The organism is Streptomyces sp. NPDC038135 (assembly GCF_055601245.1).
The window spans coordinates 328,981-350,705 of record NZ_JBVJXS010000007.1 but is presented as its reverse complement, the minus strand read 5'-3'; the positions used below and the strand labels follow the sequence as shown (position 1 = coordinate 350,705).

Here is a 21,725-nt window from a genome sequence, read left to right as displayed (position 1 = left end):
CCGCCTGGCTCTCCAACCGGGCCCGCCTGGCTCTCCAACCGGGCCGCCCGGCTCTCCAACCGGGGCGCCCGGCTCTCGCTCAGGGCGCCTGGCCCTTCAGCGGGCGCAGGCAGAAGGAGGTGCCGTCGTCGCTGTACTGCGGGTAGGCGGCGTAGTCCCCGGACGCGCAGGAGCCGCTCTTCGGGTCGATGACGCGGTACCGGGCGTCCGGTGAACCGCAGTCCACGGGCTTCAAATCCTGCGCGGGCCATGAGGCGTCGTTGCGCGCGCACGAGCCGGCGTCCAGGGTCGCGCCCACGCTCCCCGTGTCCGTGCCGCCGCTGCCGTCGCCGTCGCTCGGTCCCGCCACCAGGCCGATGACGAGGAGGGCCGTGACGGCGAGGACCAGCAGGCCCAGTAGGGCGAGCGGGATGAGGGCGAGGATGCCGGCCGGGCGCCGGAAGACCGGCCGGCCCGGATCCAGCGGCGGCCGCCAACCGGGCGTGCCCGGCGCCGGGATCCGCCGGATGCCGGACAGGGCGCTGAGGTTGGCCAGCAGGGTGAAGGGCGTGATGAACACCGACAGCGGGCCCCACCAGCCCATGACCAGAGTGTCCGCCTGCATGTCCCGGAAGACGGCCAGCGCGCAGGTGTGGCAGAACACGCCCTGGCGGCGCAGGAACCGCATGACCACCAGCATGCCCTGGTGGCCGCGCACCGTCACCGGCGCCGCGGGAGCCGCCCCGCACATCTGGCACCCCGCCGCCTGCCCTCCGCCGGGGTGCGGACCGGGCGCCTGCGGATACGGCCCCGGCGCCTGCGGGTACACACCTGCAACCGGCTGCTGGGCCACAGACGCCGGCTGAGGCTGCCCGTACGGCCCCGACGGCTGCCCGTACGGCCCGGCGGGCTGCGCGTACGGCCCTGACGGGTGCCCGTACGAACCGGCGGGCTGCCCGTACGGCCCCGGACCCGCCGGCGCGTACGGCCCCGGACCCGCCGGCGCGTACGGTCCCGGCGCCGGCGGATGGGGCCCCGGCGCCTGCTGGTGGGCGGGGTGCGACGGCGGTGGGGTGCTCAACTGGGCGCCTTCCGGGGGATCCTGACGGAGCGGGACGGCACAGGAGCCTAGTCGGCGAGCTGCCCGGGCAGCGGGGCGGTGTGCGTCACGATCAGGCCGGACACCGCACGGGTCAGGGACACGTACAGGCGGCGCAGGCCGGTCCGTTCGTCGGGTTCGCCGTCCACCACCGCCTGCGGTTCGTCGAGGACGACGTAGTCGTACTCCAGGCCCTTGGCGAGCGAGGCCGGTACCAGGGTGAGGCGGGTCTCCCGGGTGGTCTCCTCGCCCGGGGCGAGATACGCGATCCCGGCCGCGGCCAGCGCCTCGGCGAGGACCGGGACGCGGGCGTCCGCGGCGATCAGGCCCGTCGAGCCCTCGTGCCGCAGCGACTCCTCGCAGGCGGCGACCACTTCGGCCGGCTCGGCGATCGCGCGGACCTCGAAGAAGCCCGGGTTCTCCCGGACCGAGGCGACCGGGGTGAGGCCCGGAGCGATGTGCGGGAGCAGCCGGGAGGCGTACGTGATGACGTCCGTGGGGACGCGGAAACCGGCCGTCAGCTCCTCGACGACCCCCTCGCGCTTGCCGAGATGGGCCAGCGCCTCGTCCCAGCTCCGGGTCGCCCACGGCGTGGTGCCCTGCGCCAGGTCGCCGAGGACGGTCGCGCTGCCGGTGGTGCAGCGGCGCCCGACGGCCCGGTACTGCATGGGGGACAGGTCCTGCGCCTCGTCCAGGACGACATGGCCCAGCGAGTGCGTGCGCTGGATCAGGTCCGTCGCCTCGTCGATCAGCACCGCGTCCGCCGCCGACCACTTCGCCGACTTCACACTGCGCACCGGCTTGGCCCACAGGATCGTCTTCTGCTCGTCCTCGTCCAGGATCCCCTCGGCGTGTTCGGCGAGGAAGCCGGGGTCGGTCAGCAGCCGCAGGACCAGCTTCGCCGGTTCCACGGCCGGCCAGACCGCCTTCACGGCGGCCTTCACCGCGCTGTTGCGGGCGACCGCGTCCTGCACCCGGTCGTCCGGGGCCTCCCCGGCCCGCTCCATCTGCACCAGCACCGCGTGCGCGATCCGCTGCGGCAGCGCCTCGCGCGCGGCGCCGTAGCGGATGTCCCGGTCCAGCAACTCGCGGACCAGCTCCTCCAGTTCGTACGCCGGGACCCGCCAGCGTCGCGAGCCGCGCACCACCACGACCGGCTCGGTGGGCATGCTCACGTGGGAGTACAGGGCCCGGCGCAGCACCTCGGCGAGACGGGCGTCGCCCTTGACCACGGCGGCGGCCGCGTCGTCCGTGCCGCGCACCTCCACCTGCGCGACCAGGTCGTCCACGGTCGCCTGCCGCACGCTCAGCTCGCCGAGCGCCGGCAGGACCTGCTCGATGTAGTGCAGGAACGACCGGTTCGGGCCGATGACCAGCGTGCCGGTGCGCGCGAGCCGCTCCCGGTGGGCGTAGAGGAGGTAGGCGACCCGGTGCAGGCCGACGGCGGTCTTTCCGGTGCCCGGTCCTCCCTGCACACAGACGGTCCCGCCGAGCCCGCTGCGGACGATCTCGTCCTGCTCGGGCTGGATGGTGGCCACGATGTCGCGCATCGGGCCGACGCGCGGCCGCTCGATCTCCTGCTGGAGCAGTTTGCTGGTGGTGGCCGCCTCGGCCGGGTCGGACAGGTGCTCGTCCTCGTACGCGGTGAGGTCGCCGCCGGTGTAGCCGAAGCGGCGGCGCAGCGCGATGTCCATCGGGTCCTTCTTGGACGCGCGGTAGAACGGCTGCGAGACCGGGGCGCGCCAGTCGATGACCATCGGGTCGCCGTCGGCGTCGTGCACGTGCCGCCGCCCGATGTAGAACTGCTCGCCCTCCGCGCCCTCGGCCTGCGCGGCCCCCGGGGCGTGCAGGTAGTCGAGCCGGCCGAAGAACAGCGGGGTGTCCTTGAGGTCGGCCAGCGCCTTGATGCGCTCGTCGATCTGGTGCGCGAGCACCGCGGCGTTGACCCAGTTCGCGGTGACGTCGCTGATGTCCAGCGCCTCGACGTCCTCGCGCATGGCGCGCAGGGCCGACCGGGACGAGGCCAGGTGGGACCGCTCCCGGGCCAGCGGGTCGTGGAGCGGGGCGTCCGGCGAGCCGTCGAGTGGGCCGTCGAGCTGTTCGTGGGCGGGCGTGGACAAGGGGGTGCCTCCGGATGGGCCTGCTGCGTGGCTACGACGAATGCCGTCGGTTTCGGGCCGGCGACGATGCCGTCCGGTTTCCGGCCGGATGGCGGCACTCCGAGAGGGAGGCGGGCAAGAGCGGAGATTTTAGGTGAGGGCGGCGGGATGAAGCCAATGGATTTTGACCTCCCCGAATTCTGCCCCTAAGGGACGGGGTCCGTCCGGTGTAGGGGAGCGCTCCACCCGGAGGGCTACGCACGCTCCAGGGAATTGGACCCGGAGACCGATTCCGGACGCGCGCCCGAAGTTCCACCATGGAGACATGAGCGCAGCGACTTTCTCTTCAGCCCCTGTCCGTCCACCGTCCGGCGCAACGGCCATGGACGGCCCCCATCACCATCCCCTCGGCAACGCCCTGCGTGCCGTCAAGGTGTTCCTGGAGGCCGCGTTCGGGGTCGTGATCCTCGGCGAGTACGGCGAGGAGGCGGGCATACGCCGTAAGTGACACATAGGGTCACACCGTGCGGAAACGGACGGTGAAGCCCCTGCTCCCTGCCCTGTCACCTCGCCTCCCCCCGTTGCTCCCCCCGCTTCTCCTGGCGGTCTCCCTCTGCTCCTTCGCCGTCCTGTGCCTGCTGCAGCGCGCCCCGATGGCCGATCTGCTGGTCTACCGGGCCGAGGGCACCGCCGCCTCCCACGGCGGCGACCTGTACGGACTGACGGCCACCCACTGGCGGCTGCCGGCGACCTACCCGCCCTTCGCGGCGGCTCTGTTCGTCCCTACGACCTGGATTCCGCTGGCGGCCCTGAAGGCGGTGTTCCTCGCGGGCAACGCGCTTCTGCTCGCCGGACTCGTCGCCCTCTCCGCCCGGCTCGCCTCCCACCCTCCACCCCTGCCACCACACCGCGCCCAGCGCCCCCCGGGCCCTGCGGCACGGGCCTCCTCGCACCAGCGGCTCCGGTGGCCCCTCCCTCTGCCCCTGCTCTGCACGGCCACCGCCCTGGCCCTCTGGCTCGAACCGGTCTTCCAGACCGTCCTCTTCGGCCAGATCAACCTCGCCGTCGCCTGCCTGGTTCTGTGGGACCTCACCCGCCCCCCGGGCGCCCGGGGAAGAGGCCTGGCCCTGGGACTGGCGGCCGGCGTCAAGCTCACCCCCGCGATCTTCATCGCCTACCTGCTGCTGAGGGGCCGCACCCGTGAGGCGGCCACGGCGACGGCCGCCCTCACCGCCACCGTCGCGCTCGGCACCCTGCTGCTTCCCGCCGCGAGCACCGACTACTGGACGCGGCGGCTGTGGCAGACGGGCCGGGTGGGCAAGGCGTGGATCGTGGACAACCAGTCCCTGCAGGGGCTGCTCGCCCGCGCGCTGCACGACCCTGCGCCCGGGGCCTGCTGGTTCCTCACGGCGGCGGCCGTCGGCGTGGCCGGCCTGTACCTGGCGGCCCGCGCCCGGCACGACCGCCACGGCGTCCTGCTGACCGCGCTCACGGCCCTGCTGATCTCCCCGATCAGCTGGTCGCACCACTGGGTGTGGTGCGTGCCGCTGCTCGCGGTGCTGCTGGCCGACGGCCGGCCGCGGCTCGCGGCCGTGACGGCGGCCGTCTTCACCGCCCGCACGCTCTGGCTGGTCCCGCACCAGGGCGAGGGCGATCTGCGCCTGTCCTGGTGGCAGCAGCCGCTGGCCTCGCCGTACCCGCTGCTGGGGCTCGCGCTACTGGCGGGCGCGGCGCTGACCGCCGCTCAGCCGGTGCCCTCGGCCAGGATCTCGTCGGCGTCCACGATCCGGTAGGAGTAGCCCTGTTCCGCCAGGAACCGCTGGCGGTGGGCGGCGAAGTCCTGGTCGATGGTGTCGCGGGCGACGACCGAGTAGAAGTGGGCCTGGTGGCCGTCGGCCTTGGGACGCAGCACGCGGCCGAGGCGCTGGGCCTCCTCCTGGCGGGAGCCGAAGGTGCCGGACACCTGGATGGCGACCGTGGCCTCGGGCAGGTCGATGGAGAAGTTGGCGACCTTGGAGACGACCAGCACGCTGATCTCGCCCTCGCGGAAGGCGTCGAAGAGCTTCTCGCGCTGGGCGTTGGAGGTCTCGCCCTTGATGACCGGGGCGCCCAGGTGCTCGCCCAGCTCGTCGAGCTGGTCGATGTACTGGCCGATGACGAGGATCTGCTGCCCGGCGAACCGGCGCACGATCGCCTCCGTGACCTTCCGCTTGGTCGCGGTGGTGGCGCAGAAGCGGTACTTCTCCTCCGTCTCGGCGGTCGCGTACGCCAGCCGCTCGGAGTCGGTCAGGTTGACGCGGACCTCGACGCAGTCGGCCGGCGCGATGTAGCCCTGCGCCTCGATCTCCTTCCAGGGCGCGTCGAACCTCTTGGGTCCGATGAGCGAGAACACGTCGGACTCGCGTCCGTCCTCGCGCACCAGGGTCGCGGTGAGACCCAGCCGCCGCCGGGCCTGGAGATCGGCGGTGAACTTGAAGACGGGGGCGGGCAGCAGGTGCACCTCGTCGTAGACGATGAGCCCCCAGTCCCGGGAGTCGAACAGCTCCAGGTGCGGGTAGACGCCCTTCCGCCGGGTGGTCAGCACCTGGTAGGTCGCGATGGTGACCGGGCGGATCTCCTTCCTGGTCCCGCTGTACTCGCCGATCTCGTCCTCGGTCAGCGAGGTCCGCTTCACCAGCTCGTGCTTCCACTGGCGCGCCGAGACGGTGTTGGTGACCAGGATCAGCGTGGTGGACTTCGCCTGCGCCATCGAGCCGGCGCCGACCAGCGTCTTCCCCGCGCCGCAGGGCAGCACGACCACACCGCTGCCGCCGTGCCAGAAGTTCTCCACGGCCTGCTTCTGGTACGGGCGCAGCGCCCAGGTGTCCTCGCGCAGCTCGATCGGGTGCGCCTCGCCGTCCACGTACCCGGCGAGGTCCTCGGCCGGCCAGCCCAGCTTCAGCAGGGTCTGCTTGATCTGCCCGCGCTCGGAGGGATGCACGATCACGCTGTCCGGGTCGATGCGGGCGCCGACCAGCGGGGCGATCCGCTTGGACTTCAGCACCTCCTCCAGCACCGGCCGGTCGGTGGTGGTGAGCACGAGGCCGTGCGCGGGGTGCTTGGAGAGGGTGAGGCGGCCGTACCGGTCCATCGTCTCGGCGATGTCCACGAGCAGCGCGTGCGGCACCGGGTAGCGGCTGTACTGCACCAGCGCGTCCACGACCTGCTCGGCGTCGTGCCCCGCGGCCCGCGCGTTCCACAGGCCGAGCGGGGTGACCCGGTAGGTGTGGATGTGCTCGGGGGCCCGCTCCAGCTCGGCGAAGGGCGCGATGGCCCGACGGCACTCGTCGGCCCGCTCGTGGTCGACTTCCAGGAGCAGGGTTTTGTCCGACTGGACGATAAGCGGTCCGTTCACCTACGCACTTCCCTTCCGCACGGCCAAACGTCCAGTGTGCCCTACCGGCGGCTGATCACGGCGGGGCCGCCTGCAACCCCCCGCGGCCGCCGTGGGTCTTCCGTTGCGGGTGCGGCGCGGGGGCGCGGCCCGGTGAGGAGGTCGGGGCGATGACTGTGGGCAGGTGGGGGGCCGGTCTGGCGGCCACGGGGGTGCTGGTGGCGACCGGGGCGTGGGCGATGGGGCCGGGCGCCGGCGGTGCTCCGGGGCGGGCCGGCGTCGACGGGCGCCTGTGGAGCGAGGTGCGGCCGGTGATCGAGGCCCGGCTGGTGGCCGATTCCCGGGGCGGCGGGTACGGGGAGGCGGTGCCCGGGCTCCGGGCGCGCTGGTTCTGCCGGGCGCAGGCACGGGACCTCGCGGAGCACGACGGCCTGGTACGGGCGGGCGTGAGCACGCTGTGCCTGGAGTACGGGGTACGGGCGGGCGCGCTGCTGGAGTGCGGCGGCGCGCAGGGCCCCCAGGTGCTGCGGCTGCGGCGGGACGCCGGCGCGGCCGGCGGCTACCGCGTGCTGTCGGCGCAGACCCCGCCGGACGGCGCTGGCTACGCCCAGTGGGTGGACGCCCACTTCGCCCACCAGGCGGACACCGCCGCCGACACACCGCCGGCCACCCCCCTGCAAGCCACCGCCCGCACCCACTTCGGCCTGCCCGCGAACGCGCCGGTGCGGGACTGCTGACGGCCTGCTCCGCCGACTCGCGGCCTCCGCGGGCCACCCCCGTGTCGACCGGCCGCCCGCCGAAGCCGCCGCGTCCGCGAACGCGCCGGTGCGGGGCTGCCGAGCGGCCCGGGGCTGCCTCGCCGGCTCGCGGCCTCGGTGGGCCGACGCCCGCGTCGACCGGCCGGCTGGGCACCGGCGCGGATCGGTGGCCGCCGAGAGCCGGCGCCGCTTGGCCGGGTGCGGTCGGCGCGAGCCCGGCGGCGGCTCCGAGCGGGTCTGCCCGGGCGTCCACCCGGCATCGGCGTCAGCGCGGACACCGCCGCCGACACACCGCCGGCCATCCCCCTGGAAGCCACCGCCCGCACCCACTTCGGCCTGCCCGCGAACGCGCCGGTGCGGGGCTGTTGACGGCCTGCTCCGCCGACTCGCGGCCTCCGCGGGCCACCCCCGTGTCGACTGGCCGCCCGCCGAAGCCGCCGCGTCCGCGAACGCGCCGGTGCGCGGCTGCTTCGCCGGGCCGCGGGCGCCGTGGAACAGCGTCCGAGTCGATCGACCGCCCACTTCGGCCTGCCCGCGAACATGCCGGTGCGGGGCTGTTGAGCGGGGGGTGGAGCGACCGGGTGCGGTGGGGGGCCGATTTCGGTTGTCGGTGTCGCCGGTTACTCCTCCAGTTCGGCTACGCCCGTGATGCGGTGCAGGGGGTAGGTCCGTACCTCGTCGGCCGTGTGGTCGTAGGCCGTGACGAAGCCGCCCTCGACGCGGATCGGGGCGATCACCCGCTGGCTGGCGCTGCCCTCGGCGTTGACGTAGCCGATCCACAGGGCCTCGCCGGTCAGCACGGCGGCCTGGACGGTGGCCAGGGTCTCGGCGGAGCCGGTGCGCGGCAGCTCGCCCGGGGCCGGCGCGGCGCCGGTGGCCTTGCGCGGCGTGGTGGCGGCCAGGTCGCCCGCCCGGATCGCCCGGATCGCCGCCGTGAGCAGCGTGGCGTCCGGCGGCGGCGGGCCGTCCGGCACCGGCTCGGGCGCGGTGCGCGGCGGCGTGCGGTGGGCGTGGGCGCGGGCGATCAGCACGTCCCCCTCGGCGGACTCCGCCGCCGGCGCGTACCCCATCGCGCGCAGCCCCTCCAGCAGCGCGGCCGGGTCCGCCTGGGTGGCGAGGACGGTCGGCGCCAGCCGGCGCAGCCGCAGCGCGGCCGACCGCTTGTCGGCGAGGATCTCGTTCAGCAGGGCGTCGTCGTCGCAGCGGACGTACGCCGAGGCCGCCCCCACCCGCAGGTGGCCGTGCCTGCGGGCCACGTCGTCGATGAGGTAGGCCAGCGGCTGCGGGACCGGCGTGCGGGAGTGCGCGGTGAGGAAGGCGTGCAGGTCGGTCGCGGTCCGACCGGCGTCCAGCGCGCGGCGGACCGAGGCCGGGGTGAAGCGGTAGACGGTCGCCCCGCCCTTGGACTCGACGTCCGCCAGGACCCCGAGCGTCTCGGCCAGCGGCCGCCGCAGCGGGCCCGGGGCCACCGCCGTCAGGTCGGCCTGGAGCAGCACGTGGTCCAGGGGCTCGGGCAGCAGCGGCGCGAGGAGCCGGGCCGCGGCGCCGGCGGCGACGGCCTGCTCGGCGGCGGTCAGCGGCTCGGCCGGTGCGGCCGGGCGGTGGTGGACGGGCAGCTTGTCTCCGGGGCCGGAGGACTCCGCCCCCGCCGCGTGCCCGGCCACGGCCGCGCCCAGCAGCGCCCGGCCGTGCGCGGACAGCGCACCGCGCCCGGTGACGCCGAGCAGTTCCGCCTCCGCGAGGGTCCAGCGGGCGAGCCGGGAGCGCAGGTCCTCCCCGTCGTCCGGCCGGGGCCCGCGCAGCGGCCGCTCCCAGCGCAGCCGGGCCAGGACCGCCTCGGCCGCCGGCGCCCCGCCCGCCGGGAGCCCCGCCAGCAGGGTCAGCACCCGGTGCCGCACCTCGGGCGCGGCGGACCGGTCGAGCCCCGGCCCCAGCGCGGACAGCGTGCGGTCCTTGGCGTCCCGGCCGCCGATCAGCCCCGGCGTCCGGGTGGCCGTCAGCCAGGCCTGGGCCAGCCGGGCCCAACGCTCGGCGGGGGGCTGATCGAGCCATTCGTCGTGGGCGGGCGTGGCCGCGTACCGCTCGTCGGCCTCGCCGTCGGAGGCGAGCAGCCCGGCCGCGTAGGCCAGCTCGATCCAGAAGGCGGCGACCGGCTCGGACACGTCGAGGGCGACGGCCGTCCGCTTCAGGTCCCGCACGCTGAGACCGCCGGCCCGCAGCACCGCCGGGCCGCCCTCGTCCCAGTCCTTCAGCAGCTCCTCGACGGTGGCCAGCGCGGTGTACGCCTGCCCGGCCGCGGTGGCGTCCACCACCTGCGCCCCGTGCGTGGCGGCGGGCTCCACGGCGGGCGGCCGCGGCTCGGGCGCGCGGTGGGCGCGGCCCTCGCGCAGGTGCAGCGCCACCTCGCGGGGCAGCACCACGGTGCCGGGCGCGGTCGGCAGCAGCAGGCCGCGGTCCAGCAGCCAGCGCAGGTGCGCCGCCGGTTCCGGGGTGACCTGCCCGTACGGCGGCCCCCACACCAGCCGGGACAGCACCTCCCGGGAGGCGTCCGGCGCCTGCGCGAGCAGCTTGGACATCTTCCTGCGGTCGGTGAACAGGGCGGTCAGCGCGGTGACCGCGGAGACCGAGTCGTGCGTGGACGGCAGTCCGGCGCAGGCGACGATCTCCTGGATCCGCCCCGGCGACATGCCCGAGGTGGCCTCCTGCACGCTGGGGCCGAGCCCGGTGGGGGAGGGGTGCTGCGCGGAGGGCGCCAGCAGCTCCTGTGCGGTGCGCACCAGCCGCAGCCGGTCGTCGTCGCCCCAGACCAGCGCCTGTTCGCGCAGGACGGCGACGGCGCGGGGCAGCGCGGCGGCCACCGCCGAGTCGCCCGCGTCCCCCGCCATCAGGCCGAGCAGCGTCCCGTACGACGCCGGGTCCGGGGCCACCGCCAGCGCCTCCGCCGTCTGCAGGGCGAACCGGTCCAGCCGTTCCAGTGCCCGCAGCACCGAGGCGCGGGTGCCGGCGCGGGTGGCGAGCTGGGTGAGGTCGGTGGGTACGGGGGTGATGAGGTCGGGGCGGCTGCGCAGCAGCGCGGCCAGCGAGGCGTCGTCCCTCATGCGGAGCGATTCGGCGAGGGAACGGGGGGCTGAGTTGGCCTCGGGGCTCATCTGACCCACGTTAGCGGGTGCCGTGCCGAACGCCGGGCGGGCAGTTCGGTGCCGGTCTGCGCTACCTTCCTCAACGGGTTTCATCGGCAAGGGGTTTCATCGGCGTCGCCCCGGAGGGGTTCCGTGGGGATCGAGAGCGACCAGGTCGTCTACGAGTATCTGAGCCGCGTCGGGGACGTCGCTCAGCAGCGTCAGTTGCCGTCGTCCACCCGGATGCGGCTGGTGTCGCGGCTGCGCGACGAGATCGACCGGCACCGCGCCCGGACGGCGGTGGACAGTCCGGCCGCCGTGCGCCGCATCCTGGACCGGCTCGGCACGCCGGACGAGGTGGTCGAGGCCGCGGGCGGCGCCGCGGCGGTCCCGCAGCCGCCGGTCACCGCCGTGCCCGTGCAGCGCGAGCCGGAGCCGGAGGAGCGGCCCAAGGGGCTGCGCCGGGTCGTGCCGCGGCCGCGCCCCGCCGAACCGGAGCGGCCCGCCCCGCCCCCGGGCGCCTCGCCGCCGCACCTGGCCGCCGCGCACGAGCTGGGGGACGGCGCGGCGCGGCCGGACTGGTGGCGGGTGGACGACAGCCCGTTTGGCCCGGCGGCGAGCGACGCCGTTCCGGGCTTCGTGGGCGGGGTGGAGATCCCCGACCTGCTCAAACGCCCTCCGAAGGACCCCGAGGCGACGGAACGACCCGCCGCGGACGAGCCGAAGGAGGCGAAGGAGGCGATCGACGGGGCCCCGGCCCCCGTGCGCCGCCGTCTCCTCCCGCTGCCCCGTCCGGCCGCCGGCTGGACCAACCCGCTTCTGCTGTTGGCCGCCGCCGCGCTGGTCGCGGGCGCCGTGCTCGGCAACTGGTTCGCGCTGCTCCTCGGCTGGCTGATCGCCTACGGCTCCCGGCGCCTGACCCCGGCCGAGACCAAGTGGGCGGTACTGGTCCTGCCCGGCTCGGCGGCGGTGGCGGGCCTGGTCTGGCTGTGGGGCAGGAACACCGGCCGCTGGGGCGACCCCATCGCCCGGGGCCACATGAACGACGCTCTCACCCAGACCTGGCCGTGGGTGGTCAGAGGCGCGGCGATCGCCTCAGCCCTGTACCTGGTCTGGCGCTCCCAACGAACCCGCTGACCGACTCCCCCCCACCCACCCCGCACCCGCCGACCGCCCCTCACGCATCCCGCACCCGCCGACCGCCCCCCGGGGCTCTCCCCGCACCCGCTGGCCAGCCCCCCACTCACCCGCACCCGCCGACGGCGACTGCCCCCCACAGGGGCCACCCGCACCCGACGACGAAACCCGCACGGGCGGTGCGGGTGGGAACCCGGACCCGGCCGCAGGCCGGGTGCCCCCCACGCACCCGCACCCGCACAACCACCGCACACCCCCCGGGCCATAAAGCCCCCGCACACCCCCCCGTGCCAGAAAGCCCCCGCACAGCCACCCGCACAGAAGAGCCCCCCCACCCCCCGGCAAAATGACCCCCATGACTCTCACCGTCGGCTTCGACCTGGACATGACCCTCATCGACTCCCGCCCCGGCATCCGCGCCTGCTACCTCGCGCTGTCGGAGCGGACGGGCACGTACATCGACGCCGATCTCGCGGTGACCCGCCTGGGCCCGCCTCTCGCGGAGGAGCTGATCAACTGGTTCCCCGCGGAGCACGTCCCCGCGATGGCCGACCTGTACCGGGAGATGTACCCGGCGATCGCGATCACCGCGACCCCCGCCATGGCCGGGGCCAGGCAGGCGATGGAGGCGGTGCGGGAGGCCGGCGGGCGGACGATGGTGGTGACGGCGAAGTACGAGCCGAACGCGAAACTGCACCTCGCCCACCTGGGCCTGGAGCCGGACCTGGTGGTCGGCGACCTGTGGGCCGAGCAGAAGGCGCGGGCTCTGCGCGAGCACGGCGCGCGGGTGTACGTCGGCGACCACGTGGGTGACGTCCGCGGCGCCCGTACGGCGGGCGCGCTGTCCGTGGCCGTGGCCACCGGCCCCTGCGACGGGGAGGAACTGCGCGCCGCCGGGGCGGACGTCGTGCTCGACGACCTCGGCGCGTTCCCGGCCTGGCTGGCCGGCTACCGCGAGGCGCCCGGCGCCGTCTCCCCGGCCTGACGGCGCCCGGCGGCGACGGAGCGCAGTATCCCCGCGCCCGCGATCAGGAAGCCGACGGCCATGAGCATGCTCAGGCCGAACATGAACGTCGGGAAGGGCTTGGTGCCGAGGAGCAGCGGGGCCACGGTGACGAGAGTGGCCAGTGCCCCGACGAAGAACACGATGACACCGGCGCGGATCAGTCGGTCACCGGGTCCGGCGGAATTCGGTTGGGTTTTGTCACGCACCGGACCAGGGTAGTTCCCAGCGCGAGAGAACAACCGGTGGACGTCTTGTCACCCGCCCGAAGACCATTAGCCTTGGTTGCGGCGGGTCACGGTCGACCCGCTCTCTGCTGTCAGAAGCCTTTTCCGAGCAGTTTTCCCGACGAGTACGAGGACGAGGACAGACGTGCCCACCGGCAAAGTCAAGTGGTTCAACAGTGAGAAGGGCTTCGGCTTTCTCTCCCGCGACGACGGCGGTGACGTCTTCGTCCATTCCTCGGTTCTGCCCGCCGGAGTGGATGCGCTCAAGCCGGGACAGCGTGTGGAGTTCGGCGTCGTCGCCGGTCAGCGCGGCGACCAGGCGCTCTCGGTGACCGTGCTCGACCCGGCGCCCTCGGTCGCTGCGGCCCAGCGCAAGAAGCCCGACGAGCTGGCCTCGATCGTGCAGGACCTGACGACCCTCCTCGAGAACATCACGCCGGGCCTGGAGCGGGGCCGCTACCCGGAGAAGACCTCCGGGAAGAAGATCGCCGGCCTGCTGCGCGCCGTCGCCGACCAGCTCGACGTCTAGGCCGTGTCCGCGAAGTCGCGTCTGCGTCACGACGCCCGGTACGCACTCTCGCCGCACCGGCCGAAAGCCCGAGTACGCCCAGTACGAGGGCATCCGGCCGGCACCCCGAGAGCACGCACCGGACGCCGCGACGCCCGCCCTGCGGGCGGACGACGCGACTTCGCGGACACGACCTAGGGGAACGCGAGCGCGTCCGGACCGAGGGGCGGTACCAGCCCCTCGGCCGCCGCGCGGGTGAGCAGCCCGCGGATCGCGGCGTAGCCGTCCTCGCCGAGCGCGGCGGTGAACTCGTTCACGTATAGCCCGATGTGCTGGTCGGCGACGGCCGGGTCCATCTCCTGGGCGTGCTCCATCACGTACGGCCTGGACGCCTCCGGGTCGTCCCAGGCGGCCTGCACGGAGGCGCGCACGGAGTCGGCGAGCCGGTTCAGCGTGTCCGCGCCCAGCGAGCGCCTGGCGATGATCGCGCCCAGCGGGATCGGCAGCCCGGTCGTGCGCTCCCAGTGCTCGCCCATGTCGGCGAGCTTGTGCAGCCCGTAGTTCTGGTAGGTGAAGCGCGCCTCGTGGATGACGAGGCCCGCGTCGACCTTGCCGTCCCGCACGGCCGGCATGATCTCGTGGAACGGCATGACGACGATCTCGCCGACGCCGCCGGGCAGGGTGTCCGCGGCCCACAGCCGGAACAGCAGGTAGGCGGTGGACCTCTCGCTCGGCACCGCGACCGTACGGCCCGTCAAGTCCGCACCAGCCTCGCGGGTCAGCACCAGCGGACCGCAGCCCCGGCCCAGCGCCCCGCCGCAGGGCAGCAGCGCGTAGTCCTCCAGGACGTACGGCAGCACCGCGTACGACACCTTCAGCACGTCGAACTCGCCGCGCTCGGCCATGCCGTTGGTGATGTCGATGTCGGCGAAGGTCACGTCCAGCGCGGGCGCGCCGGGGACGCGGCCGTGCGCGAGGGCGTCGAAGACGAAGGTGTCGTTCGGGCAGGGCGAGTACGCGATCTGAAGCTGCTCAGCGGTCATGCGGGTTCCAACTCTCCAGTACGGGCGTGAGCTTCCCGAAGCCCTCGGTGAGGGCGGCGAGGGCTTCGCCGATGCGCCAGGCGGCGCGGTCGCGCGGGCCGACCGGGTTGGACACCGCGCGGATCTCCAGCACGGGCACGCCGTGCGCGGCGGCCGCCTCGGCCACGCCGAACCCCTCCATGCCCTCGGCGAGGACCCCGGGGTGACGGGCGCGCAGCTCGGCGGCGCGGGCGGCGGTGCCGGTGACGGTGGAGACGGTGAGCACGGTGCCGGCGCGCGCTCCGGCAGCCTGGGAGATTCCTCGTACGAGTGATTCCGGCGGCCGGTGGGTGACGGTTCCGAAGCCCAGTTCGGTGACCGGGAGGAAGCCGTCGGCGGTCTCCGCGCCCAGGTCGGCCACCGTGATCGCGTCGGCGACGACGAGTGAGCCGAGCGGCGCCTCCGGCGCGAAGCCCCCGCCGATCCCGGCGCAGACCACCAGGTCGTAGGGCGTCCCGGCGAGTGCGGCGGCGGTCAGCGCGGTGGCCGTGGAGGCGGCGGCGAGGGCCGGTCCGACACCGGCGGCCAGCAGGTCGGGGCCGTCCTGGACCCGGACGAGTCCGGCGCCCGGCAGCCGTACGGCGACCGTCTCGCCGGGGAACGCGCCCGCCACCGCGTCCCGTTCGGCCGGGACGGCGGTGGCGACGAGGACGCGTGCGGAAGGCGTGGTCAGCTCGCCTTCTTCACCTTGAAGGACCACAGGCCCTTGGGCGGGTTGCTGCCCATCTGGATCGACACGGTGTTGGTGTCGCCCTGGGTGCCGTACTGCTGGTTGAAGAAGGCGTTGTACGGGAGGGTGCGCGTGGTCAGCTTGCTGGACTCGGAGAACGGGTTGCCGTTCACCAGGATCGTCCAGCCGGCGTCCGCGATCTTCGGGTCGACGCCGAAGCGGACCGTCTGGTCCTGGCCCACCTCGATGGACTCGATGTCCTTCGCCTTCTTGGAGCACTTCGCCAGCGACTTGGCGTCCAGCGCCTTGCCGTCGTTGTAGCAGAGCGCCTCCGAGCTGACCGAGTTCCGGCCGACGGTGACGGTCGCGACGGGCGTCGGCTTGTCGCAGGCCGACAGGACGAGCAGTCCGGCGGTAACGGCGCCGGCGGCGGCGACGGCGCGGCGGCGTCGCACAGCACGTGTTACATCAGCGGCTTCGCCGCGGGGCAGCGTGGTCATGGCCGAAGGCTATCGGGCGCCCATGGCCGTCCGCCCACGTGGGGTACGGCGTGCCCGGTTCGTTACGCCACTCGCGCCCTGGTCCGGCCGCCGTGCCGGGCCGAGGCGAGCAGCCCGCGCAGCGTGCCCAGCCAGCCGGCCGCCACGAACGCGGCGGCCACGGCGAGACCCAGGGTGCCGTTGAGCGGCATCACGATGCCGACCGCGCCGCCGAACACCCACGCCATCTGCAGCAGCGTCTCGGACCGGGCGAACGCCGAGGTGCGCACCTGCTCCGGCACGTCCCGCTGGATCAGCGCGTCCAGCGACAGCTTGGCCAGCGCCTGGGCGAACCCCGCGACGGCGGCCAGGCAGGCCACCAGCAGCGCCCCGAAGAACACGGCGGCCACCACGGCCGTGCCGAGCGCCACCGCGACGACCGTCACGATGATGACCTCGGGCGCCTTCGACTTCAGCCAGGCGCCCACCGCCGTGCCGAGCGCGTTCCCCGCCCCGGCCGAGACGCCCACTATCCCCAGCGAGACCGCCGCGCTGGACCCGGTCAGCGGGTGCTCGCGCAACAGGAACGCGAGGAAGAAGATCAGGAAGCCGGACAGGCAGCGCAGCGCCGCGTTGGCGGCGAGGGCGTGCGTGACGGCCGGCCCGACGGTCCGCAGGCCCGGCCGCTTGGCCTGCTGCCGCCGCGGCCCGTGCAGATGCTGTTCGTCGGCCGCGAGCAGCGCCACGTCCTCACCCTTGGCGGAGTCGACCTTCGGCGGCAGGGAGAAGGACAGAAACGTCCCTGCGACGAAGATCACGAACGCCCCGTACAGCGGCCAGGGATCACCGAGGGCGTGCAGGCCCGCTCCGATCGGCGCGGCCACGCCGGTGGCCAGCAGCCCGGCCAGCGTGACCCGCGAGTTCGCCTTCACCAGGGAGAAGGCGGGTGGCAGCAGCCGGGGCACGACCGCGCTGCGGACCACTCCGTAGGCCTTGGACGCGACCAGCACCCCGAGCGCCGCCGGATACAGCTCCAGACTTCCGCTCGCCACGGCCCCCGAGATGATCAGCGCCAGCAGCGCCCGGGTCAGCATCGCCCCGGCCATCGCGGCCCGCCGCCCGTGCGGCAGCCGGTCCAGCAGGGGCCCGATGACGGGCGCCAGCACCGTGAAGGGGGCCATCGTGATGGCCAGGTAGAGCGCGACACGCCCGCGGGCCTCGTCGGTCGGCACCGAGAAGAACACGGTCGACGCCAGCGCGACCGTGATCATGACGTCCCCGGCGCCGTTCACCGCGTGCAGTTCGATCAGCTTGCCGAGGCCCGACTCGCCCGCGCCGTGGGCGTGCGTGACCTTGCGGATGCCCCGCGCGGTGCCAGTCACGGGGGAGTGCAGGGCACGGCCGACCGCGCGGACGGCACCGCCGACCCGGCCCGATCCGCCACCCCGAACGCTGTCCCTGTCCGTGGCTGCCACGTCGTTCATAGTGCCCCGAGACCCCGCCCGATAGTGCGGTTTGAATCCAAGCGAGTCGGCGGGCCGTCCGGCGGCGGCCGGGCGGCGGGCGGCCCGCCACCCGATCACCCCATGACGGACACGGGCTCCCGGACCGGTCTTTTTTCGGCCAACAGGACCGCTCGCCGGGGCCGGTTCTCGGCCAACCGGCGCGCGCGGCCGGTCGGGAAACATCGCCGGGCAGCGGCGGACTGTCCCCGACCACCGACGACCGGGTAGCGTGCGTATCTCAGCCATAACGCAGAATGGATGGCAGAGGTGCGCCCGAGCGCGATCGGATGCGGACGTCGATGCGGCCCCCTGGTCCGCTCCGTCCCCCCAACCGCCGGAGGCAGCCGCACTCATTGCAGACGGCGTAGGAGAGAAGCGATACCTGTGAGCGCAGCGACAACGCGAAGCCGCACCCCCGACCGTCTGTGCGCCGAGGCCGTCGACCTCGCCCGGTCCGCCGCCGAGGAGGCCGCCGCACCCGGAGTGGTGGGCGAGCACGTGGGGCTGGTTTCCGAGGGCGACCGTGTTGTCACGCACTTCTTCGAGTGCAAGGAGATGGGCTACCGGGGCTGGCGCTGGGCCGCGACGGTCGCCCGCGCCTCCCGTGCCAAGATCGTGACCTTGGACGAGGTGGTCCTGCTTCCCGGCCCCGACGCCCTCCTCGCCCCCGAGTGGGTGCCGTGGAGCGAGCGCCTGCGCCCCGGCGACCTCGGCCCCGGCGACCTGCTCCCCACCGACCAAGAGGACCTGCGTCTGGAGCCCGGCTACACGGGTGAGGAGGAGCCCCCGCCGAACTCGATCGTGTCCGGGGAGATTGCGGAACTGGCGGAGGCCGAGGACGCGGAGGTCTCCCCCGGCGCCCCGGCCGTCCAGCCCACGACGCCCGTACGCGGCTCGATCGCCTCGGTGGCGGAGGAGCTGGGCATGCGGCGCGCGCGGGTGCTCTCCCGGTACGGCCTGCACATGGCGGCCGACCGCTGGGAGGAGTCGTTCGGCCCCCAGACCCCGATGGCCCAGGCGGCCCCCGCCACCTGCGCGACCTGCGGGTTCCTCACCCCGATCGGTGGCTCGCTCGGCCAGGCCTTCGGCGTCTGCGCGAACGAGTTCTCCCCGGCCGACGGCCGGGTGGTCTCTCTGTCCTACGGCTGCGGCGCCCACTCCGAGGCGGCCGTCATGCCGAAGACCCCGCAGCCGCCCCCGCCGGTCGTCGACGAGACCCGGATCGACGTCTTCCCGCTCCGCCCGGCCCGCGACTCGGGCTCGGTCCCGGAGACGGGCGACGCGGAGACCGCGGAACTCGGCCACTCCTGAAGACGGGGGGCGTCGTGCGGGTGGGGGTGAGCGGGCGTGCCGTCCGGTGGATCACGTTCGGGGCGATCGCGTTCGGCTCGCTGTTCCTGGTCGTCGGGCTGATCCTCACGGGCGTGTCGGTCTCGTTCCTGTCCGGCGCGAAGCACGCCCGGGGGACGGTGGTCGCGCTGGAGTGGCGCGAGGACCACAGCGGCTCCCGCAGGAAGCGGGCGCACGACGGCCCCGTGGCGTACCCGGTGGTCGCGTTCACCTCGGCGGACGGCGAGCGGCGTACGTTCCGGAGTTCCTTCGGCTCCAACCCGCCGTCCTACGAGAAGGGCGAGCACGTCGAGGTCCTCTACGACGCCGACTCCCCGGACGACGCGCGGGTCAAGGGCTTCGCCTCGCTGTGGCTGCTGCCGCTGATCTTCGGCGGCATCGGCCTGATCTTCGCCGGCGTCGGCACGACCGTCGCCCTGGTGACACGGCGCCGCTCCCGCTGAGTTCCGGCCGCGGGCCCGGCGCGGATCAGTCGCCGTGGAGCGGCCCGCCAGGGGTGGAGTGGACGGCGGTGAGGACGGTGCCGGTACCGGTGGCCCCCGCTGGACGGGGGCGGCAGCCGGAGCAGAGTCCCGGGGCCGGCGCGCGGAAGGCGTGGTCGCAGCCCTCGCAGTTCTGGAGCGGGTGCCGGACCGCCGGCGGGGGCGTCGGGGCGCGGAACGGGGGCGGTGCGGGCAACCCGGCCGTCAGGCGGTGGGCCAGCAGGGCCGCCGGACGGCACAGGGGCTCGTCCGGAAGGCCCGTGGTCAGCGCGTGCCGTACGACCGAGGGGGCCGCGTCCCGTTCCAGCCAGGCGGCGACTCCCGGCGCCAGGTGGGCGGTGTCCTGGGCCGACAGCAGCAGGCGGGCGTCGTGGCGGCGGAGGTCCGCGAGCAGGTCCGTGGCCCGCCGGACGAGCGCCGGGGAGGCCTGGGCCGGACGCGGCACGGCCGGCAGCGCCCTGCTCGCGGGCTTCTTCCTCCGGGGCGGCGGCGCGGAGGGGGCGTCCCCGTCGCCTCCCGGCTGGTTGCACGAGACCGTGCGCGTGACGATACGGCCGTCCGCCCCGCGCCTGCGCTCGCGCCGCAGGTATCCGTGGGCCTCCAACTCCCGCAGCGCGGCGGCGACCCGGACCGCGCCCTCGGGGAAGCGGGCGGTCAGGGTCCTGATGTCGACCCGGGAGCCCGCGGGCAGCGACTGGATGTGCACCCCGAGCCCGATCGCGAGACCGGACAGCTCCGGATGCTGGGCCAGGTGGTTGCCGATCACCGTGAAGCGGGCGGAGTGGCGGGTGTTGTCGTGGATCAGCCCGCCGGCGGCCGACCGCCGGTTCGGGTGGTTCTTGGCGACAACTCGGGACTGGGCGCGCGGGGGCGCGCTACGGTTCTGGGTATCCATCGGGAAGGTGCTGTTCCTTGGTGGTCAGGCCCTCGATCGGGATCGCTACTCCCGGCCGGGGGCCGTCATTTTTTCCGGTTCACCACATGTGCCGTGCTTGCTGCGCCGAGCGTAGAGCGATCAACCGGTCGCCACGCCAGCCGCGTTGGCGATGTTCACCCTGGCGAGTGAGCGCGCGCCGTGGCGGGCGGGAGGGGTGGGGCTTGGGTGGGTTCTTTCTCCCTCGTGGTCCTTTGGGAAAGGGCGCCACTCGGACCGGAGCACGAGTTCCCGGGTCGCGGTGGCAGCACGATCTCCGCCCACACCGTCTTGCGCGGCGTGAGACCCGGAGTGACGCCCCAGCGGTCGGCGAGGGCGTCGACCAGCATCAGTCCGCGCCCCGAGTCGGCGTCCGGCTCCGGGGTCCCGACGTGGGGGAGCCGGTCGCCCCGGGTGTCGGTCACCTCGATCCGCAGCACGTCCGCGACGACGTAGAGCGTCAGCCGGAAGTCCCGGCCCGTCACCCGCCCGTGCGTGGCCGCGTTCGCCGCCAGCTCGGCCACGATCAGCGCCGCCGGCTCCAACGGCACGCCCCACGAGGTGAGTTGTTCCGTGGCGAGCAGCCGGGCCAGCCGGGCGCCGCGCGGCGTGGGGGAGAGCCGCACGCTGAAGTTCGGGATACGGGTGGAGATTTGCTGATTCACGTTACTCAGAGTGGCGACGTGCGCCTACCGTGAACAGTGACGAAGAGGGTACGTACGGTCACTGTCCGGAGCGTGTCTGGCGGTGTCCGGTCTGTCGGGACGGCGGGGACGGGAAGGGGGCGCGCCATGGGCGAGGAAGAGGAGCCGGGCTGGGAGGTCGACCCGGACGACGACTGGGGAGTCGCCGTCATCACCACCGTGGGACGGCAGCTCAGGCTGCGCCGCGAGGCGGTGGGCCTGCGCGCGGCCGAGTTCGGCAGGGTCGTGGGCTACGGCGAGGACATGGTCTACAAGGTCGAGAGCGGCAGGCGGATCCCGCGCCCGGAGTTCCTGGACAAGGCGGACGAGGTGCTGAGCGCGGGCGGGCTGCTCGCCGCGATGAAGGAGGACGTGGCCAAGGTCCGCTATCCGAAGCGGGTGCGGGAGCTGGCGCAGCTCGAGGCGAAGGCGGTCGAGCTTCAGCTCTACGACCCCTTGAACGTCCACGGGCTGCTGCAGACGCCGGAGTACGCGCGAGCGCTGCTGGAGATGCGGCGGCCCGCGTACAGCGGTGACGAGATCGAGCGGTTCATCGCCGCGCGCGTTGGCCGGAAGTCCGTCTTCGAGCGCGAGCCTTCGCCGGAGATCAGCTTCGTTCTGGAGGAGTGGACGCTTCGGCGTCCGTTAGGGGGCCGGAAGGTGCTGCGTCGCCAACTCGCACATCTTCTGGAGGTAGCCGAGTTGCGCCAGGTCGAGCTTCAGGTGATGCCGATGGACCGTGAGGAGCACGCGGGAGTGGACGGGAGCATCGAGGTGCTGAAGTTCGCCGACGGCTCGGCGGTGGGGCGCTCCCCCGTGGTGGCCAACGGCCGTCCCGTCGGCGAGCCGAGACAGCTCCGTATCCTTGAGCTGCGGTACGGCATCATTCGCGCGCAGGCGCTCACACCACGTGAGTCGACGACCTTCCTCGAGAGACTGCTGGGGGCAGCATGATCCGCACTACCGATCTGGCGTGGTTCAAGAGCAGTTACAGCAGCAGCAGCGAGGGTGACTCCTGCGTCGAAGTCGCCCTGGACTGGTTCAAGAGCAGTTACAGCAGCGGAAGCGAGGGCGACTCCTGCGTCGAAGTGGCCCCCACGCGCGCCACCATCCACATACGCGACTCCAAGCAGGACGACGGCCCCCTGCTGACCGTCACCCCCGCCACCTGGGCGACCTTCGTCGCATACGCCTCCCAGCCCTGACGCCGGAGCCGGACGGCCACCCGCTCACGGGGCTGTACCTTCGTCCTCACGCAG

Annotated in this window: 21 protein-coding genes; 10 read left to right on the top strand and 11 right to left on the bottom strand. The window is 74.0% G+C overall.

All coding sequences use genetic code 11. From position 1 onward, the window contains the following. Positions 1–79: 79 nt before the first annotated feature. Positions 80–730 (bottom strand): LppU/SCO3897 family protein, encoded by a 651-nt coding sequence (locus ACZ7JA_RS21910; protein WP_470809863.1) that lies wholly within the window; start codon positions 728–730, stop codon positions 80–82. Between the two features lie 377 nt (positions 731–1,107). Further along, positions 1,108–3,198 carry a HelD family protein gene (locus ACZ7JA_RS21905; RefSeq protein ID WP_389450163.1) on the bottom strand — a complete coding sequence of 697 codons (2,091 nt, stop codon included), beginning with the start codon at positions 3,196–3,198 and terminating at the stop codon, positions 1,108–1,110. 304 nt (positions 3,199–3,502) lie between these two features. Between ACZ7JA_RS21905 and ACZ7JA_RS21900 the strand changes: the two genes are divergently transcribed. Together ACZ7JA_RS21900 and ACZ7JA_RS21895 are read left to right on the top strand one after the other, a co-directional pair. Continuing rightward, positions 3,503–3,685, top strand: coding sequence for a hypothetical protein (locus ACZ7JA_RS21900; protein ID WP_351665928.1), 183 nt, complete (start codon positions 3,503–3,505; stop codon positions 3,683–3,685). A gap of 52 nt (positions 3,686–3,737) precedes the next feature. Beyond that, positions 3,738–4,970 (top strand): glycosyltransferase 87 family protein, encoded by a 1,233-nt coding sequence (locus ACZ7JA_RS21895; protein WP_470810040.1) that lies wholly within the window; start codon positions 3,738–3,740, stop codon positions 4,968–4,970. Here ACZ7JA_RS21895 and ACZ7JA_RS21890 read toward each other — a convergent pair. After that, entirely contained in the window at positions 4,922–6,571 is a 1,650-nt protein-coding gene (locus tag ACZ7JA_RS21890) for a DNA repair helicase XPB (protein ID WP_351665926.1), read from the bottom strand. The genes ACZ7JA_RS21895 and ACZ7JA_RS21890 overlap by 49 nt on opposite strands. Before the next feature lie 149 nt (positions 6,572–6,720). On the opposite strand from ACZ7JA_RS21890, the gene ACZ7JA_RS21885 reads away from it, so the two are divergent. Continuing rightward, entirely contained in the window at positions 6,721–7,287 is a 567-nt protein-coding gene (locus tag ACZ7JA_RS21885) for a hypothetical protein (RefSeq protein ID WP_470809859.1), read from the top strand. Between the two features lie 641 nt (positions 7,288–7,928). Here the strand turns inward: ACZ7JA_RS21885 and ACZ7JA_RS21880 are convergent. After that, on the bottom strand, positions 7,929–10,457 hold the full coding sequence (locus ACZ7JA_RS21880; RefSeq protein WP_470809857.1) for a helicase C-terminal domain-containing protein: 2,529 nt from the start codon (positions 10,455–10,457) through the stop codon (positions 7,929–7,931). Between the two features lie 123 nt (positions 10,458–10,580). On the opposite strand from ACZ7JA_RS21880, the gene ACZ7JA_RS21875 reads away from it, so the two are divergent. Continuing rightward, positions 10,581–11,564, top strand: a complete 984-nt coding sequence (locus ACZ7JA_RS21875; RefSeq protein WP_450753176.1) for a hypothetical protein — start codon at positions 10,581–10,583, stop codon at positions 11,562–11,564. 355 nt (positions 11,565–11,919) lie between these two features. Continuing rightward, complete coding sequence (locus ACZ7JA_RS21870; protein WP_351665918.1) at positions 11,920–12,549, top strand: HAD family hydrolase; 630 nt, start codon at positions 11,920–11,922, stop codon at positions 12,547–12,549. Here the strand turns inward: ACZ7JA_RS21870 and ACZ7JA_RS21865 are convergent. After that, positions 12,513–12,776 carry a hypothetical protein gene (locus ACZ7JA_RS21865; RefSeq protein WP_351665916.1) on the bottom strand — a complete coding sequence of 88 codons (264 nt, stop codon included), beginning with the start codon at positions 12,774–12,776 and terminating at the stop codon, positions 12,513–12,515. The two genes, ACZ7JA_RS21870 and ACZ7JA_RS21865, sit on opposite strands and share 37 nt — an antisense overlap. Before the next feature lie 163 nt (positions 12,777–12,939). Between ACZ7JA_RS21865 and ACZ7JA_RS21860 the strand changes: the two genes are divergently transcribed. Continuing rightward, a complete protein-coding gene (locus ACZ7JA_RS21860) occupies positions 12,940–13,323 on the top strand; it encodes a cold-shock protein (protein WP_143630994.1) in 384 nt (127 codons plus the stop codon). A gap of 173 nt (positions 13,324–13,496) precedes the next feature. Here the strand turns inward: ACZ7JA_RS21860 and ACZ7JA_RS21855 are convergent, their stop codons facing one another. From ACZ7JA_RS21855 to ACZ7JA_RS21840, 4 genes are all read right to left on the bottom strand, one after another. Beyond that, positions 13,497–14,345 carry a 1,4-dihydroxy-6-naphthoate synthase gene (locus ACZ7JA_RS21855; protein ID WP_389303137.1) on the bottom strand — a complete coding sequence of 283 codons (849 nt, stop codon included), beginning with the start codon at positions 14,343–14,345 and terminating at the stop codon, positions 13,497–13,499. Further along, a complete protein-coding gene (locus ACZ7JA_RS21850) occupies positions 14,335–15,084 on the bottom strand; it encodes a futalosine hydrolase (RefSeq protein WP_389450149.1) in 750 nt (249 codons plus the stop codon). The genes ACZ7JA_RS21855 and ACZ7JA_RS21850 overlap by 11 nt, the downstream gene beginning before the upstream one ends. Next, entirely contained in the window at positions 15,054–15,554 is a 501-nt protein-coding gene (locus ACZ7JA_RS21845; RefSeq protein WP_351665910.1) for a DUF2771 domain-containing protein, read from the bottom strand. Before ACZ7JA_RS21845 ends, ACZ7JA_RS21850 begins: the two co-directional genes overlap by 31 nt. A gap of 62 nt (positions 15,555–15,616) precedes the next feature. Further along, on the bottom strand, positions 15,617–17,017 hold the full coding sequence (locus tag ACZ7JA_RS21840) for an MFS transporter (RefSeq protein WP_351665908.1): 1,401 nt from the start codon (positions 17,015–17,017) through the stop codon (positions 15,617–15,619). Between the two features lie 405 nt (positions 17,018–17,422). Between ACZ7JA_RS21840 and ACZ7JA_RS21835 the strand changes: the two genes are divergently transcribed. After that, complete coding sequence (locus ACZ7JA_RS21835; RefSeq protein ID WP_389303144.1) at positions 17,423–18,349, top strand: DUF3027 domain-containing protein; 927 nt, start codon at positions 17,423–17,425, stop codon at positions 18,347–18,349. Positions 18,350–18,375: 26 nt separating this feature from the next. Further along, positions 18,376–18,831: a DUF3592 domain-containing protein gene (locus ACZ7JA_RS21830; protein WP_470809849.1), complete on the top strand. Its 456-nt coding sequence runs from the start codon at positions 18,376–18,378 to the stop codon at positions 18,829–18,831. A gap of 25 nt (positions 18,832–18,856) precedes the next feature. Here the strand turns inward: ACZ7JA_RS21830 and ACZ7JA_RS21825 are convergent, their stop codons facing one another. Continuing rightward, positions 18,857–19,765: a helix-turn-helix domain-containing protein gene (locus ACZ7JA_RS21825; protein ID WP_470809847.1), complete on the bottom strand. Its 909-nt coding sequence runs from the start codon at positions 19,763–19,765 to the stop codon at positions 18,857–18,859. A gap of 155 nt (positions 19,766–19,920) precedes the next feature. Beyond that, the gene (locus tag ACZ7JA_RS21820) at positions 19,921–20,448 is read right to left on the bottom strand and encodes an ATP-binding protein (protein WP_470809846.1); all 528 of its coding nucleotides are present in this window, start codon (positions 20,446–20,448) and stop codon (positions 19,921–19,923) included. Between the two features lie 126 nt (positions 20,449–20,574). Here ACZ7JA_RS21820 and ACZ7JA_RS21815 point away from each other — a divergent pair, with 126 nt between their 5' ends. Both ACZ7JA_RS21815 and ACZ7JA_RS21810 read left to right on the top strand, forming a co-directional pair. Then, positions 20,575–21,420 carry a helix-turn-helix domain-containing protein gene (locus tag ACZ7JA_RS21815; protein ID WP_470809844.1) on the top strand — a complete coding sequence of 282 codons (846 nt, stop codon included), beginning with the start codon at positions 20,575–20,577 and terminating at the stop codon, positions 21,418–21,420. After that, positions 21,417–21,671 carry a DUF397 domain-containing protein gene (locus ACZ7JA_RS21810; protein ID WP_470809842.1) on the top strand — a complete coding sequence of 85 codons (255 nt, stop codon included), beginning with the start codon at positions 21,417–21,419 and terminating at the stop codon, positions 21,669–21,671. The genes ACZ7JA_RS21815 and ACZ7JA_RS21810 overlap by 4 nt, the downstream gene beginning before the upstream one ends. Positions 21,672–21,725 lie beyond the last annotated feature (54 nt).

What these genes read in the sequence shown, in the direction of transcription:
- ACZ7JA_RS21855 (WP_389303137.1), bottom strand. Translation starts at nt 14,345, where the DNA reads ATGACCGCTGAGCAGCTTCAGATCGCGTACTCGCCCTGCCCGAACGAC.
- ACZ7JA_RS21845 (WP_351665910.1), bottom strand. Translation starts at nt 15,554, where the DNA reads ATGACCACGCTGCCCCGCGGCGAAGCCGCTGATGTAACACGTGCTGTG.
- ACZ7JA_RS21880 (WP_470809857.1), bottom strand. Translation starts at nt 10,457, where the DNA reads ATGAGCCCCGAGGCCAACTCAGCCCCCCGTTCCCTCGCCGAATCGCTC.
- ACZ7JA_RS21840 (WP_351665908.1), bottom strand. Translation starts at nt 17,017, where the DNA reads ATGAACGACGTGGCAGCCACGGACAGGGACAGCGTTCGGGGTGGCGGA.
- ACZ7JA_RS21885 (WP_470809859.1), top strand. Translation starts at nt 6,721, where the DNA reads ATGACTGTGGGCAGGTGGGGGGCCGGTCTGGCGGCCACGGGGGTGCTG.
- ACZ7JA_RS21810 (WP_470809842.1), top strand. Translation starts at nt 21,417, where the DNA reads ATGATCCGCACTACCGATCTGGCGTGGTTCAAGAGCAGTTACAGCAGC.
- ACZ7JA_RS21870 (WP_351665918.1), top strand. Translation starts at nt 11,920, where the DNA reads ATGACTCTCACCGTCGGCTTCGACCTGGACATGACCCTCATCGACTCC.
- ACZ7JA_RS21900 (WP_351665928.1), top strand. Translation starts at nt 3,503, where the DNA reads ATGAGCGCAGCGACTTTCTCTTCAGCCCCTGTCCGTCCACCGTCCGGC.
- ACZ7JA_RS21825 (WP_470809847.1), bottom strand. Translation starts at nt 19,765, where the DNA reads ATGGATACCCAGAACCGTAGCGCGCCCCCGCGCGCCCAGTCCCGAGTT.
- ACZ7JA_RS21910 (WP_470809863.1), bottom strand. Translation starts at nt 730, where the DNA reads ATGTGCGGGGCGGCTCCCGCGGCGCCGGTGACGGTGCGCGGCCACCAG.
- ACZ7JA_RS21815 (WP_470809844.1), top strand. Translation starts at nt 20,575, where the DNA reads ATGGGCGAGGAAGAGGAGCCGGGCTGGGAGGTCGACCCGGACGACGAC.